This window comes from Shewanella algidipiscicola, from assembly GCF_003605125.1.
GTDB lineage: Bacteria > Pseudomonadota > Gammaproteobacteria > Enterobacterales > Shewanellaceae > Shewanella > Shewanella algidipiscicola.
This window is the reverse complement of record NZ_QPQT01000021.1, coordinates 61,878-75,750: the sequence shown is the minus strand read 5'-3', so window position 1 is coordinate 75,750 and position 13,873 is coordinate 61,878. Positions and strand designations below refer to the sequence as shown.

The 13,873-nt window shown below is 47.7% G+C and carries 15 protein-coding genes and 1 rRNA gene; 7 read left to right on the top strand and 9 right to left on the bottom strand.

Features of this window, described 5'->3' with window-relative positions:
• Positions 1-111 (bottom strand): 16S ribosomal RNA (locus tag DVO77_RS18320); the annotation flags it as partial.
• A 582-nt stretch (positions 112-693) separates the two neighbouring features.
• Between DVO77_RS18320 and DVO77_RS18315 the strand changes: the two genes are divergently transcribed.
• Positions 694-1,251 carry a gamma carbonic anhydrase family protein gene (locus tag DVO77_RS18315; RefSeq protein WP_119979317.1) on the top strand — a complete coding sequence of 186 codons (558 nt, stop codon included), beginning with the start codon at positions 694-696 and terminating at the stop codon, positions 1,249-1,251.
• On the opposite strand, the gene DVO77_RS18310 is transcribed toward DVO77_RS18315, so the two are convergent.
• A complete protein-coding gene (locus tag DVO77_RS18310; protein ID WP_119979315.1) occupies positions 1,248-1,517 on the bottom strand; it encodes a DUF1488 family protein in 270 nt (89 codons plus the stop codon). The genes DVO77_RS18315 and DVO77_RS18310 overlap by 4 nt on opposite strands.
• Before the next feature lie 58 nt (positions 1,518-1,575).
• Positions 1,576-2,394, bottom strand: coding sequence for a shikimate dehydrogenase (aroE, locus tag DVO77_RS18305; protein WP_119979313.1), 819 nt, complete (start codon positions 2,392-2,394; stop codon positions 1,576-1,578).
• 188 nt (positions 2,395-2,582) lie between these two features.
• Here aroE and DVO77_RS18300 point away from each other — a divergent pair, with 188 nt between their 5' ends.
• Entirely contained in the window at positions 2,583-3,011 is a 429-nt protein-coding gene (locus DVO77_RS18300; protein ID WP_110456887.1) for a group II truncated hemoglobin, read from the top strand.
• A gap of 52 nt (positions 3,012-3,063) precedes the next feature.
• Here the strand turns inward: DVO77_RS18300 and hemF are convergent, their stop codons facing one another.
• From hemF to DVO77_RS18270, 6 genes are all read right to left on the bottom strand, one after another.
• Positions 3,064-3,981 carry an oxygen-dependent coproporphyrinogen oxidase gene (hemF, locus tag DVO77_RS18295; RefSeq protein ID WP_110456819.1) on the bottom strand — a complete coding sequence of 306 codons (918 nt, stop codon included), beginning with the start codon at positions 3,979-3,981 and terminating at the stop codon, positions 3,064-3,066.
• A gap of 46 nt (positions 3,982-4,027) precedes the next feature.
• The gene (tsaC, locus tag DVO77_RS18290; protein ID WP_110456820.1) at positions 4,028-4,585 is read right to left on the bottom strand and encodes an L-threonylcarbamoyladenylate synthase type 1 TsaC; all 558 of its coding nucleotides are present in this window, start codon (positions 4,583-4,585) and stop codon (positions 4,028-4,030) included.
• 104 nt (positions 4,586-4,689) lie between these two features.
• Positions 4,690-5,253, bottom strand: a complete 564-nt coding sequence (locus DVO77_RS18285) for a DNA topoisomerase family protein (RefSeq protein ID WP_110456821.1) — start codon at positions 5,251-5,253, stop codon at positions 4,690-4,692.
• Positions 5,254-5,404: 151 nt separating this feature from the next.
• Positions 5,405-5,878 carry a DUF494 family protein gene (locus DVO77_RS18280; protein ID WP_110456822.1) on the bottom strand — a complete coding sequence of 158 codons (474 nt, stop codon included), beginning with the start codon at positions 5,876-5,878 and terminating at the stop codon, positions 5,405-5,407.
• A gap of 2 nt (positions 5,879-5,880) precedes the next feature.
• Positions 5,881-6,900 carry a DNA-processing protein DprA gene (gene dprA, locus DVO77_RS18275; RefSeq protein WP_119979311.1) on the bottom strand — a complete coding sequence of 340 codons (1,020 nt, stop codon included), beginning with the start codon at positions 6,898-6,900 and terminating at the stop codon, positions 5,881-5,883.
• An 84-nt stretch (positions 6,901-6,984) separates the two neighbouring features.
• The gene (locus DVO77_RS18270; RefSeq protein WP_428842895.1) at positions 6,985-8,070 is read right to left on the bottom strand and encodes a LysM peptidoglycan-binding domain-containing protein; all 1,086 of its coding nucleotides are present in this window, start codon (positions 8,068-8,070) and stop codon (positions 6,985-6,987) included.
• Positions 8,071-8,207: 137 nt separating this feature from the next.
• Between DVO77_RS18270 and def the strand changes: the two genes are divergently transcribed.
• From def to DVO77_RS18245, 5 genes are read left to right on the top strand one after another with little or no spacing between them, the layout of a single operon-like run.
• Positions 8,208-8,720: a peptide deformylase gene (gene def / locus DVO77_RS18265; protein WP_119979308.1), complete on the top strand. Its 513-nt coding sequence runs from the start codon at positions 8,208-8,210 to the stop codon at positions 8,718-8,720.
• 7 nt (positions 8,721-8,727) lie between these two features.
• On the top strand, positions 8,728-9,702 hold the full coding sequence (gene fmt / locus DVO77_RS18260) for a methionyl-tRNA formyltransferase (RefSeq protein WP_119979307.1): 975 nt from the start codon (positions 8,728-8,730) through the stop codon (positions 9,700-9,702).
• Positions 9,702-10,982 carry a 16S rRNA (cytosine(967)-C(5))-methyltransferase RsmB gene (gene rsmB / locus DVO77_RS18255; RefSeq protein ID WP_119979306.1) on the top strand — a complete coding sequence of 427 codons (1,281 nt, stop codon included), beginning with the start codon at positions 9,702-9,704 and terminating at the stop codon, positions 10,980-10,982. The genes fmt and rsmB overlap by 1 nt, the downstream gene beginning before the upstream one ends.
• 9 nt (positions 10,983-10,991) lie before the next feature.
• Entirely contained in the window at positions 10,992-12,401 is a 1,410-nt protein-coding gene (gene trkA / locus DVO77_RS18250) for a Trk system potassium transporter TrkA (RefSeq protein ID WP_110456828.1), read from the top strand.
• Positions 12,402-12,430: 29 nt separating this feature from the next.
• Complete coding sequence (locus tag DVO77_RS18245; RefSeq protein ID WP_119979305.1) at positions 12,431-13,873, top strand: TrkH family potassium uptake protein; 1,443 nt, start codon at positions 12,431-12,433, stop codon at positions 13,871-13,873.

Genomic DNA, 13,873 nt, shown 5'->3' with positions numbered 1-13,873 from the left:
CGTCCGCCGCTCGTCAGCAAATTAGCAAGCTAATTCCTGTTACCGCTCGACTTGCATGTGTTAGGCCTGCCGCCAGCGTTCAATCTGAGCCATGATCAAACTCTTCAATTAAAGTTTTGTTGTTTGACTTACGTCAAACGGCTCAACGAATTCTGTTCGACTCCTATTTATTCAAAAATAAGTAGTAAGTCTTTGTACATATTGCTATGAACACTCATCACTCTCGTGAAAGAATTGGTTGATTTAATTCTTTGATTGCCAACCCGAAAGTTAGGCAATTTCGATTAACTCAGCACCTGTGAGTGTCCACACAGATTTCTTGTTTCATCTTGTTAAAGAGCGTTGCTAACATGAGAGAATCAATCTTTCATTTAGCGGCCGTTGACGCTAGGTCGTTGGCTTAGGGATGCGTATTCTACACCTCCCGTTGTTGGTGTCAAGTGATTTTTTAATAAGCTTTTCAACTTGTTCACTTTAAACTCAACTTGCTGATTCACTGCATTCATGTCGCTTAGCGACGCTGTTTGCCGTGTCAGTGGGGCGCATTATAGGGCGTTATCAATTACGCGCAAGGGCTTTTTTAAAGAAAACTATTACTTTTGCACTGTTTGAATGCTTTTTAGCCTGACTAGATACTTTTTACCCATTATACTGCTAGATTCTCGCTATTTTAGCCGTGTTAAGGACTACCCAATGGCAAATTGTTTACGATCTTATAAGGGTATCAGCCCGCAGTTTGATAACAGTGTCTATATTGACCAAGCTTGTGTATTGGTTGGCGACATTTTTTTAGATACCGATGCTAGTGTTTGGCCTTTAGTGGCAGCTCGTGGCGATGTGAACCACATAAGAATTGGTAAGCGCTCAAATATTCAAGACGGCACTGTATTGCACGTGACCCGTAAGTCGGCCGCGCGTTCGCAGGGTCATCCGTTGATTATTGGCGATGATGTCACTATTGGTCATAAAGCCATGCTGCATGGTTGTCAGTTGGGGGATCGTATTCTCATTGGTATGGGAGCGATTATTCTAGATGGGGTGATCATTGAAGATGATGTGATCTTGGGAGCGGGCTCTTTGGTTCCTCCTAATAAGACGCTTGAGAAAGGCCACCTTTATGTGGGAAGCCCTGCGAAAAAGATCAGAGCCTTGACCCAAGATGAATTGAACTTCTTACCACAATCGGCCGACAACTATGTGCGGTTGAAGAATGAGTATATAGAAGAAGCGCTACAGAACTTACCGACTTAAATTGAATTAATCACTAAACAGCCCTGCTCATCGACCGCTTCCTGGTCGATGAGCTCTTGTGCTGTATCCTCTATATCGAAGCGACATTGTTCAAACAGTTCGATAGCCTGCTGAGGCTGACCCCCTTCCGTGCCTGATAATGTCTGCAGTACCGCTAGGCTAATATAACAGTCGATCGTCATCCCTTGTTGCTGCGCGACAAAATGAATGGCGCTGCGCTCTGCATCCCATTGGCAACTGTCGCTAAATATGACGCTTTGATTCATGCCCAACCCTTTACCACTTTAAAGAATTACTAAATTACAGGTTTTACTGCGCCTAGTGCTAGCTTAATTGCTCGCGCAAGCTAGCGAGTACAGGGATAACATCAGGTTCGACTCCACGCCACAAGGCAAAGCTTATAGCCGCTTGGCCGACAAGCATCCCGAGACCATCAATCACTTGCTTGGCACCTTGCTTCCGCGCCCACAGATTAAAGGCGGTAAGCTGCTTGGCATACATCATATCGTAACAAGCGGTATGAGTACCGACTACCGAGCTTGGTAATGCAGGAGCTTCACCGCTTAGGCTCGATGATGTGGAGTTAATCACCAGATCAAAAGGCTGCTCTAGCTCATCTAGTCCCTTAGCCTGAATATCGCCAAAGGGAGCAAATAGCTTGGCTAAAGCGATGGCTTTCTCATGAGTACGATTATGGATAACTATTGAGTCGATGCCACTATTCAGTAAAGGAAGGATAGAGCCTCTTGCCGCACCACCAGCCCCCACGAGTAATACTTTCTTGCCATGAAGCTTGCCGAGATGACGCTGCAGATCGGCAACCAGCCCGATGCCATCGGTATTGTCACCTCTTAATCGACCGCCTTTTAATACGCTTAAGGTGTTCACTGCGCCAGCCAGTTTGGCCTCTTCGCTAAGTTCATCGCATAAGGCAAAGGCCTGCTCCTTAAAAGGCACGGTAACATTGGCCCCTTTGCCACCATTAGCAATAAATTGCCGTAAACAAGACTCAAAGCCATCGATTGGCGCGAGTATCGCTTCATAACTTACTGCTTGCCCTGTGGCTGCGGCAAACGCTTGATGAATCGCGGGCGATTTACTGTGACCTATTGGATTACCCAATACGGCATATCTGTCTGTCATCGATTGACTCAGTTTTTTGACGATGGCATCAGTCTACCCATGGTTTATCTGTGAATCAAAGCCAAAAAACCAAGTGTTACTTATTTATAAGCTGCCATTGAAGCGCTAAAGGCGCTGGTTGATCGCTTTGAACGAATAAGCTAGTGTGCGCTACCTATAACAAGGCTAAGGTAGTGGCAATTTTGGCAATGAAGTGGTTAACAAAGTTAATATCTAAAAAGCAGGAGCAACGAGATCCACAGCAGTCGAATGCTTACGATCGTATCGGTGGTGAGAAAGTCATTGCGGCATTAGCAAAACAGTTTTATGTGCAGATGCAGAGCAATCCTGAAACTCAGGCGCTGTTAGCGATGCATCGCTCACCTATCGCCGAATCGGAGCAGAAACTGTTTGAGTTTTTAAGTGGCTGGCTAGGTGGCCCACCGCTGTTTGAGCAAAAATACGGTCATCCTGCTCTTAGGGCAAGACATATGTCTTTTGCTATCGATAGTGACATGCGCGATCAATGGTTACTGTGTATGAAACGCGCTATTGAGCTAGAGATTAAACAGCCCCAACATAAAGAAGCCATCTATCAAGCCATATCGACTCTTGCCGACCATATGCGTAATCGATAAAGATGACGTAATAACCCACAAAAAAGGAGCTTATTAGCTCCTTTTTACTGTGTTACTTAGCGCCTAACCAATCTCTTGGCGCGAGGTAATCGCTATAAAGCAGCGCCTCTGGACTACCCTCTTCAGGGGTGTAAGCATATTGCCAACGCACCAATGGCGGCATAGACATCAAAATAGACTCGGTACGACCACCGGTTTGCAGCCCAAATAAGGTGCCTCGGTCATACACTAAATTAAACTCGACATAGCGTCCACGGCGATAAAGCTGGAAGTTACGCTCGCGCTCACCATATTCAGTGTCTTTGCGGCGTTCAACTATAGGCGCATAGGCGTTTAAAAATCCCTTACCCACCGCTTGCATAAAGGCAAAGCTCGTATCAAAACCTTGCTCATTGAGATCATCAAAGAACAAGCCACCAACACCACGGGTTTCGTTGCGATGTGGCAAGAAGAAATAGTCATCACACCATTTCTTGTATTTAGGATAAACATCATCGCCAAAAGGCTCACATAACTCTTTGGCACTTTGATGCCAACCAATGACATCTTCTTCAAACGGATAATAAGGAGTGAGGTCGAACCCACCACCAAACCACCATACTGGATCGGCGCCCTCTTTTTCGGCAATAAAGAAACGAACATTAGCGTGTGTGGTTGGGATATAAGGATTTTTGGGGTGAATAACCAATGACACGCCCATCGCTTCGAAACTACGGCCCGCCAACTCAGGACGATGCGCCGTGGCCGATGCAGGCATGGCGGCTCCCGTCACATGGGAAAAATTAACCCCGGCCTGTTCGAACACTTGTCCATCGGTCATCACACGACTGGTTCCGCCGCCCCCCTCTTCTCGCGTCCAAGAGTCAGCAATAAACTCAGCCTTACCATCGAGGCGCTCTAAACCTGCGCATATCTGCTGTTGCAGACCGAGTAGGAATGCTTTGACCTCACTGGTAGTTGGCTTACTCATATTTAGTCCTTGTTATGGTTTTATCTGATTCAACGTAAAAGCGGTTTTATCTCAAAATCTTGCCGCTAATGGCATCGATTATCGTTGAGGGCTTTAGCTCACGGCCTAACTCGCCTGTAACCAGCGCATCGATTTTGCCATCAAACTGCAAAATCACCTCTGCTGCCGTCATCGCAGGATCTTGGCCCGTCAAATTGGCGCTGGTCGAAACAATGGGTTTACCCAGAGCTTGGCATAAGGCTTGTACACCGGGATGATTAGAGACCCTTACCGCCAATGAATTAAATTGGCCGCAGAGTAACTGAGATAAGTTAGGTTTAATGGGCATGATAAAGGTGAAGGGCCCAGGCCATTTGTCGAATGCTTGTTGCAACTGCTCGGCACCAAGCTGCGATTCGTCAATGTAGGGCTTTAGCTGTGAAAAATCGCTAGCCACTAAGATCAGCCCTTTTTGCCAAGGCCTTTGCTTTAATTCAAGCAACTTTTGGATGGCGCTGTCATTATCAGGATCGCAACCTAAGCCATATACCGCCTCTGTTGGGTACGCGATTACACCGCCTTGTAAAACAACATCAACTACTGCATGGGGATCTTGCTGCAACATTTAGCCTAGCCTTCTCGTCGAACTTATTTAGACGCATTATCATTTTCAATGAATCGAGATTATACAGAGATGGCTAATACTGACAACGCTGTAAACATAAGCGCCTATAAAGGGCGTTTATATTTACATGCCTTTTGCGGGCATTCCACACGCATACCGGCCGCGCCTTTACGCTCGACCAAGATACCAAACCCACAGTCAGGGCAGGTTTCTGCCACTGGAGGATAATTGACTAAGAATTTGCATTTAGGGTAAGCGCTACAGGCGTAAAATGTTTTACCGAAACGACTGGTTCTATGCTCTATGACTCCCTTTTTACAACTGGGACAAGCAATCTGCGCCTGCTCATCGTCATGATCATGCTTTTCAATATGAGTGCACTCGGGATAACGAGTACAGCCGATAAAAATACCAAAACGACCGGATTTAACCGCTAACTCAGCACCACAGTCAGGGCATTCAGACCCCTCAATGACCTGACTCTCTATCGACTCATGATGCACCAATGGCCGAGTGTAATCGCAAGAGGGGTAATTATTACAACCGACAAACCCACCATGCTTACTGTTTTTTATCGACAACTCACAGCCACACTTAGGGCAGAGTTCATACTCTTTTTCTAACGCGTGCTCGTGAGAGCTAAACAGTTGTTGATCTATTTTAGACATGCTTTCCTCAATGGGCGCTGTTGCTGATATTCAGGTATTTTAATCCCTAGGGTATGATGTTAATCAATGATCATCTGCCACTAAACCTATGGTGATTTAAACTCAAAAAGGAGGCTATCGCCTCCTTAATGTGTTGCCATTGCTATGTCGATTATGAATGGAACCGACCATCTGGCTGCTCAAAAATCAGATCTTCCATCTGCTCATAGGCAGATTCGTTACCTGGCACATTAAATAATACCATTAAGATAACCCACTTGAGATCTTCTAAAATCAGTACAGGTTCATCCAGTTCCATGACGCGATCGATCACCATCTCACGGGTTTCGACGCTCAATACTTTTATCTGCTCTAAAAACAGCAGAAAGCCTCGACATTCGACATCGAGTTTTTCCATCTCATCTTGGGTATAAATACGAAATGACTGCTGATCATGATTGCACAAATAGGGCTGATCGCTTTCTTGCAATGAAGCCAAATGCTCTAACCAAGACAAGGCCTTGATAATTGCAGACTGATGAAAACCAGCGCGGGTTAACTCTTGCGTCAACTCATCCTCGTCGACCAACAGCTCAACTTCACCGTGAACATAGTTTTCAAATAGATACATGAGGATATCAAACATGGCTAGCTCCTCTTAAGTCTTATATAACCACCGGGTACCGCTGAAACCCAACCTTGCAGTTCAAGTTCAAGCATTTGCTCTAGTACTAGCTCTATCGTTTTTCCACTATGTTCGACCACCACATCTAATGGTGTGGCCTCATAACCTACACTAGCTAACAGTGAGGTAAATGGCAAATCAGAAGCTAACTCCCCCCCTATATGGTGGCGACGATGCAACTCTTCAAGGTGGAAATTCGATAAAGGTGCCAGCTCTTCAATAATATCGGCCGCACACTCGACAAGTTTGGCACCATCACGCAGTAAATCATGACAACCTTGGTGATCGCCGGCCAAAATATTCCCCGGCACAGCAAACACTTCTCGCCCCTGCTCTAATGCCAACCTAGCGGTGATTAACGAACCACTTTTACGCGTGGCCTCAACCACGAGTACACCTAACGACAGGCCGCTAATTATACGGTTACGTTTAGGGAAGTTACCAGCATAAGGTTTCATATCTGGCCAAAACTCACTGATCACGCATCCTTGCTGCACAATCGCCTGATATAACGTCCTATGACGCTTAGGGTAAACCACATCGACCCCAGTCCCCAGCACGGCAACTGTAGGCCCATTGGCATCAATCGCCGCCTGATGGGCCGCACCATCAATACCAGCAGCCATGCCACTTACAACGCCAATATGCGCATCGCTTAGCTCGGTTGCCAATTGGTAAGCGGTTGAAAGCCCCGTTTGAGATGCAGCACGACTGCCCACAACAGCAATACTTGGATGCAGTAAAACAGTTGGTGAACCTTTAACAAAAAGTAAAGGAGGAGGATCTGTGATATCGAGCAGCAAACTGGGATAAAGCGAGGAAGTTTGACAAATAATATGATGATTATCGGCTTTAGCCAGCCAGTTGAGCGCCGCTTCGACACGGTTAAAATCAGGCGCAAACGAGCGGTTAAGCAGCTGCTCTGGCAAAGGTAATGCATGTGGTTCATGCTCTACCCTATGCCTGAGCTCCTCTACTTCCATGTAGTTTAATAATTGTTTAATCCGAGCGGGTCCAAGCCCAGATACCGCACAAACAACTAGCCAATCGACCAGTTTGTCGTCTATTTATTCACCTTGTAATAACGTGTCGGGTTGCAGCAACTTGTCGTTCACCCGCACTGGCTTTTTATTGAGTAAAATCAATCCAAGACTCACCTTGTCAAACACTTTAAACACCATGAGTTTGCCATGATAGATATCAGGCATCTTAATTTCGTTATCGGCAGAGAGACTTGAAAGAAGGTCTTCATAGGTGCTGCGATCTTCAGGTTTTACCGGCATCCCATCGCCGTCGATCACTATGCCTTGGCCATCTCTGAAAATTGAATATACGTGACCGGGCTCGACACCACTGTTACTGCCTTGATCGAGATACACCACATCGAGTTTACCCACTTCACGAAGATTACCTTCAGCAGCCAATACCGAAGCGGTCGTTGTCGCGGCTTTAGGCATAAAGTAAGCCGACATTAACGAGTCATCATCAATAGGTAAAATACGGTAACCCGCTTTGGTCTCTCGAATATTACTCAACAAACGGACTTTTGATATTGGACCAGACTCGACCACTCGACCACTGGCGGTCATGATCACCTCTTGGCCTAAGTTATCGCCCGACTCCTGCGCCACAAACTGACGTCCAGGCGCATACACGCCCAATTTATCACCCACGGTGAGCTCAGATTGAACATAAATAATGTCATTAATAATGTGATGCTTGGATTCACTTTCTCCCCCCATTACCATGGGTTGTTGCTCAAACCAACGGCTATCAACCACTCGGTTTTGCACTAGATACGCTTGGATTAAGGATAAATCAATAGCCGGAATGGCACCATCTTTGGCCATGATGCGCCCTTCAGGGCTTTTACGCACATGGGGTTTAACCACTAATCTGGGTTCACCATCGATAAAGACTAACGTCAGCCTGTCACCAGGATAAATTAAATGGGGGTTGGCTATTTGTGGGTTTGACCCCCACAATTTAGGCCAACGCCAAGGATCATTAAGGAAGTGTGCCGAAATATCCCAAAGGGTATCGCCTTTCTTTACTATGTAGGAGTCAGGATGACCAGACTTCAATGTCAGAGTATCGGCGAAGATAGAGGAACAACTTAATATCAATAAACCGAGTAAAATTAGTCGTTTCATGGGGGTATCCATGCTGTTTGCTCTTTAAATAGAGCTTTTGCTGTTATTGAATGCCACTAAGGATTAAAATTAATCTATTAGCTTGAGTCAGTATAACTAACTGGCTCAAATTTGACAGACTTGTTAAGAGTTTATGTATGAGCTTACTAAAAGTATTACGTTTTCCAGATGAACGCTTACGCACTATTGCGAAGCCAGTGACAGAATTTACCCCCGAGCTGCAAACACAGATCGATGATATGCTCGAAACCATGTATGAAGAAAAAGGCATCGGGCTAGCGGCTACCCAAGTCGACTTTCATAAGCAACTAATAGTCATGGATCTACAAGATGATATAGAGCGACCCAAAGTCTTTATTAATTTAGAAATTCTCGAAAAAAGCGGTGAATTTACCAATGAAGAGGGCTGCCTATCGGTACCTGGGATTTATGCTAAAGTCGATCGCGCCGAGTATGTAAAAATAAAAGCCCTCGATCGCCACGGTAACGAGTTCACTTTAGAGGCTGATGGGCTATTTGCTATCTGTCTGCAACATGAACTTGACCACCTCAATGGCAAGTTATTTGTCGATTATCTGTCGCCCCTGAAACGGCAACGCATTAAACAGAAGCTTGAAAAAGCCGCCCGTCTCGAAGCCAAGCAAGGATAAGTTGCACTTGAAACCACTCAATATCATTTTTGCGGGCACGCCAGACTTTGCTGCCCGCCACCTACAAGCGCTGATCGAATCTGAGCACAATGTCATCGGGGTTTATTCCCAACCTGACAGACCCGCAGGGCGCGGTAAAAAGCTGCAAGCAAGCCCAGTGAAAGCATTGGCACTTGAGCACAATATTCCGGTGTACCAACCTAGTAGTTTGCGCACACCAGAGGCACAAGCTGAATTGGCCTCATTGAATGCCGATATCATGGTAGTGGTCGCCTACGGATTGATTTTGCCGCAAGTGGTACTCGACACACCACGATTGGGTTGTATCAATGTACACGGCTCAATACTGCCTCGCTGGCGAGGTGCAGCGCCTATCCAGCGCGCACTTTGGGCGGGCGACGGCGCCACTGGCGTGACCATAATGCAGATGGATATTGGCCTAGATACCGGTGACATGCTGCTTAAAACCCATCTGCCCATCGAAGATAGCGACACCTCGGCGACCCTCTATGAAAAGCTCGCTCAACAAGGGCCAGATGCACTGATTGAAGCGCTAGCAGGGATAGCTCAAGGCACGCTCATTCCAGAGCCACAAGATGAGACTCTGGCCAATTACGCTGAAAAACTCAGCAAAGAGGAAGCGCTGCTCGACTGGAGTAAACCTGCCGTACAACTGTGGCGTGAGATCCGAGCCTTTAATCCTTGGCCAGTAAGCCACTTCAATCATATGAATGCCAGCATTAAGGTATGGCAAGCCGCCGTTGGAGAGCATTCAACTGACGCCGTGCCAGGGACCATTTTAGCCGCCGATAAACAAGGTCTTACCTTGGCGACGGGTGACGGGACCTTAGTGCTACAAACCATACAGCTCCCAGGTAAAAAAGCGCTGCCTGTGGCCGAGATCCTAAACTCTCGCGCCGACTGGTTTACTCCCGGCACTCGACTGCACAATGGCGCAGACAACCTTGAGGCTAACTCGTGATGAATTTACGCGCGTTAGCGGCCAAAGTGATTTTTCAGGTACTGGAAAAAGGCGTGTCATTGTCAGTCGCTCTGCCCGAGCAACAGCAGAAACTGAGTAGCGCTAAAGACAAAGCCTTATTGGCCGAACTCAGCTATGGCGTGATGCGTCATTTGCCTCAGTTAGACAAACTAGTGAGCGATTGCATGAGCAAGCCGATGAAAGGCAAGCAACGTATCGTCCACCAGTTGCTATTAATTGGTTGCTACCAACTGTATTTCACTCGTATTCCAAGCCATGCAGCCATTTCAGAAACCGCCGAAGCCTGTCGACAGCTTAAATTCGATGGTTTAGTCAAAGTGGTTAATGGTGTATTGCGTAACCTACAGCGTAATCAAGCACCACTGCCAACCGATAACGACACCTTGGCCTTTAATACGCCGGCGTGGCTGATCAAACGCCTTAAAGCAGCCTATCCAGACACTTGGCAACAGGTGATAGAGCAGAGCCATCAACGTCCACCTATGTGGCTGCGTAATAACGCGTTATCACAAACGCGCCAGCGCTACCTAGAATTACTCGCTGAGCAAGAGATTGGTGCCACTGCAGGCAACAGCGACAACGCCATTTTACTGGACAGCCCTAAAGATGTGGCCCTACTGCCCGGCTTTAGCGACGGCGCAGCATCGGTACAAGATGGCGCAGCCCAATGGGCGGCAACCTTACTGGGACCGCAGGCCAACGAATTAATACTCGATGCCTGTGCCGCGCCCGGGGGCAAAACCTGTCATCTGCTAGAAACCGAAAACAGCATAGATCTCGTCGCCGTAGACTTTGACGCCAAACGACTCGAACGGGTACAACAAAATCTAGACCGTTTGTCACTGCACGCCAAGGTGATCCACGGTGATGCCGCCAATATTGACTCGTGGTGGCAAGGGGACAAATTTGATCGCATCTTACTCGACGCCCCCTGCTCCGCCACTGGCGTAATACGTCGTCACCCCGATATTAAGTGGCTTAGGAAACAAGCGGATATCGAAGAGTTAGCCACGCTGCAATCACAAATTTTAGATCACTGCTGGCAGTGGCTAAAACCGGGTGGCACACTGCTATACGCAACCTGCTCTATTTTGCCGCAAGAAAATGCCGAGCAAATCAGTGCCTTTGTGGCCAGAACGGCGGACGCCACGCTCGAGCCCATCACGCAGCAGACTCATCGCGACGATATCGGCTGGCAAATCACGCCAGGACAAGACAATATGGACGGGTTTTATTACGCACGTCTGCTTAAAGGGTAACGTTAGTTTATGAAAATTATCATATTAGGTGCAGGGCAAGTTGGCGGTACATTAGCCGAAAACTTAGTGGGCGAAAATAACGATATCACTATCGTCGATAACGACAGAGAAAGATTGCGTTCCCTACAAGACAAGTACGATCTTCGCGTTGTACTCGGTCATGGTGCCCACCCCGGCGTACTCAAAGACGCGGGGGCCGAAGACGCCGATATGTTAATTGCAGTAACCAATAGCGATGAGTGCAATATGGCCGCCTGCCAGATAGCCTATTCACTTTATGGCACCCCGACGAAAATTGCCCGTATTCGCTCAGAACAATATCTTGCTCTGCGTGACAAACTGTTTATTAACAGTGAAACCAAAAACAGCGAAAACCGCCCACGTGGCGGCTTTATTATCGATGAACTCATCGCGCCAGAGCAGCTGGTCACCTCCTACATTCGCCGTTTGGTCGAATACCCGGGGGCATTGCAAGTACTGGAGTTTGCCGAAGGGCGCCTAAGCTTAGTGGCAGTGCGCGCCTATTACGGTGGCCCGTTAGTCGGTAATGCATTAGCGGCACTGCGTGAGCACATGCCAAATATTGATACTCGGGTTGCGGCTATCTTTAGGCAAGGCCGCGCGATTATGCCGCGCGGTACCACGATTATCGAAGCCGACGACGAGGTCTTTTTCGTAGCCGATAGCCGCCATGTACGCGCGGTGATGAGCGAAATGCAAAAGCTCGATAACAGCTATCGCAATATCATGATCGCCGGCGGGGGCAACATAGGCCTAGGGTTAGCGAAACAGTTGCAGCGCAATCATTCGGTCAAACTGATTGAGCATCGACAAGATCGCGCCGAAGCACTATCAGAAAAGCTAGAAAACACCACGGTATTTTGCGGTGATGCATCAGACCAAGAGCTGCTGCTTGAAGAACATATAGATCAAACTGATGTCTTTATTGCCGTAACCAATGACGATGAAGCCAACATCATGGCAGCACTGCTGGCTAAACGTATGGGCGCGAAAAAGGTGATGGTGCTGATCCAGCGTGAAGCCTATGTTGATATTGTGCAAGAGGCCAATATCGATATCGCTATTTCACCCCAACAAGCTACTATTTCGGCACTGCTTACCCATATTCGTCAAGGGGATATCTGTAACGTTTACTCCCTCAGACGTGGCGCAGCTGAAGCCATTGAGGCCATTGCCCATGGCGATCCCAGCACCTCTAAAGTGGTGGGTAAACAGATTGGCGAAATCAAACTTCCCCCGGGTACAACCATAGGCGCCATTGTAAGAGATGAAGAGGTCTTGATGGCCCACGATAGAACCATTATCGAACAGGGCGACCATGTCATCCTTTTCTTAGTCAATAAGAAATTTGTCGGTGAAGTTGAAAAACTATTTCAACCTAGCGCCTTCTTCTTTTAATCGTATCTTTAACTCAGCGGCAGCTCAATATGCTTAATATTCGGCCATTACTGTTCATATTAGGTGTTTTTCTGTCGACGCTGACCGCCTTTATGTTTATCCCGCTGCTCTTCGCCCTATTCTATGGTGAAGAAACAGTGGGAGCCTTTATGATCGCCTCATTGGTTACCGGCACTTGTGCAAGCGCCTCGATGCACCAAGGACACAGAGACAAATTGCGTCTTAATATACGCGATATGTTTCTGCTCACCAGCCTCACCTGGCTGATTGTTAGCTTGTTCGCTGCCATGCCTTTTACCCTGTATCACGGCATTAACTACACCGACGCGTTCTTCGAAACCATGTCGGGGATCACCACCACAGGCTCGACGGTACTATCTAACTTAGACACCATGGATCACAGCATCCTTATCTGGCGATCACTACTGCAGTGGCTCGGCGGCATTGGCTTTATTGTAATGGCAGTGGCTATTTTGCCCTTCCTTAACGTCGGTGGCATGCGACTATTTCGTACCGAGTCATCAGACTGGGGCGAGAAAGCCGTGCCCCGCACGCAGAATATGGCCAAACAGTTATTTTTTGTCTATGTGGGGCTGACTGTAGCTTGTGGCGTCGCCTATCACCTCGCCGGGATGACCTGGTTTCAGGCCATAAACCACGCCATGACCACCCTTTCGACTGGCGGCTACTCTACCTCCGACAGCTCGATGGCGGCCTTCTCGAACTCGGCGCATTGGGTTGGCACTCTGTTTATGGCAGCGGGGGGACTACCGTTATTAATGTTTGTGCATTCACTGTCGCAGCGTTCGGTAAAAATATGGAATGATGATCAGGTTAAAGGCTACCTATTATTTTTGCTGTGCGTCTCTTGCAGCCTCGCCTTTTGGCTTTGGCAAGGACACGAAATGACGCCTATCGATGCCTTGCGCCTAGCCAGCTTTAACGTGGTTTCCGTAGTCACCACCACAGGTTATGGCCTCACTGACTATACCGCCTGGGGAGCGTTAGCCAACGTTGTCTTTCTGTTTTTAATGTTTGCAGGTAGCTGCTCGGGATCGACATCGGGGGGGATTAAAATTTTCCGCTTCCAAATTGCCATCGCCATCATGCGCGAACAACTTAAGCAGCAGTTCCACCCTAACGGCATCTTCAAGGAACGCTACAATGGTCGCGCTATTAGCGAAGATATTATACGTTCACTAGTCACCTTCGTCCTGCTGTTTATGCTGGTTATCGTGACACTGTCGGTCATACTCGTGATGACAGGGCTCGATCCGACCACCAGCTTTACTGGTGCGATCACCGCTGTGACCAATGTCGGCCCTGGGCTTGGGCCTGTCATCGGCCCCGCGGGAAACTTTGCATCACTGCCAGATGTGGCTAAATGGGCATTGGCGATCGGCATGTTACTGGGTCGCTTAGAAATTTTAACCGTGGCGGTACTGTTTCATCCGCATTTTTGGAAATATTAG

Bases quoted from the DNA above. Each gene is read 5' to 3' on its own strand.
- DVO77_RS18245 (WP_119979305.1), top strand. From the start codon at position 12,431: ATGCTTAATATTCGGCCATTACTGTTCATATTAGGTGTTTTTCTGTCG.
- DVO77_RS18315 (WP_119979317.1), top strand. From the start codon at position 694: ATGGCAAATTGTTTACGATCTTATAAGGGTATCAGCCCGCAGTTTGAT.
- rsmB (WP_119979306.1), top strand. From the start codon at position 9,702: ATGAATTTACGCGCGTTAGCGGCCAAAGTGATTTTTCAGGTACTGGAA.
- trkA (WP_110456828.1), top strand. From the start codon at position 10,992: ATGAAAATTATCATATTAGGTGCAGGGCAAGTTGGCGGTACATTAGCC.
- DVO77_RS18285 (WP_110456821.1), bottom strand. From the start codon at position 5,253: ATGTCTAAAATAGATCAACAACTGTTTAGCTCTCACGAGCACGCGTTA.
- DVO77_RS18270 (WP_428842895.1), bottom strand. From the start codon at position 8,070: ATGAAACGACTAATTTTACTCGGTTTATTGATATTAAGTTGTTCCTCT.
- DVO77_RS18310 (WP_119979315.1), bottom strand. From the start codon at position 1,517: ATGAATCAAAGCGTCATATTTAGCGACAGTTGCCAATGGGATGCAGAG.
- dprA (WP_119979311.1), bottom strand. From the start codon at position 6,900: ATGGAAGTAGAGGAGCTCAGGCATAGGGTAGAGCATGAACCACATGCA.
- DVO77_RS18300 (WP_110456887.1), top strand. From the start codon at position 2,583: ATGAAGTGGTTAACAAAGTTAATATCTAAAAAGCAGGAGCAACGAGAT.
- def (WP_119979308.1), top strand. From the start codon at position 8,208: ATGAGCTTACTAAAAGTATTACGTTTTCCAGATGAACGCTTACGCACT.
- DVO77_RS18280 (WP_110456822.1), bottom strand. From the start codon at position 5,878: ATGTTTGATATCCTCATGTATCTATTTGAAAACTATGTTCACGGTGAA.
- tsaC (WP_110456820.1), bottom strand. From the start codon at position 4,585: ATGTTGCAGCAAGATCCCCATGCAGTAGTTGATGTTGTTTTACAAGGC.
- hemF (WP_110456819.1), bottom strand. From the start codon at position 3,981: ATGAGTAAGCCAACTACCAGTGAGGTCAAAGCATTCCTACTCGGTCTG.
- aroE (WP_119979313.1), bottom strand. From the start codon at position 2,394: ATGACAGACAGATATGCCGTATTGGGTAATCCAATAGGTCACAGTAAA.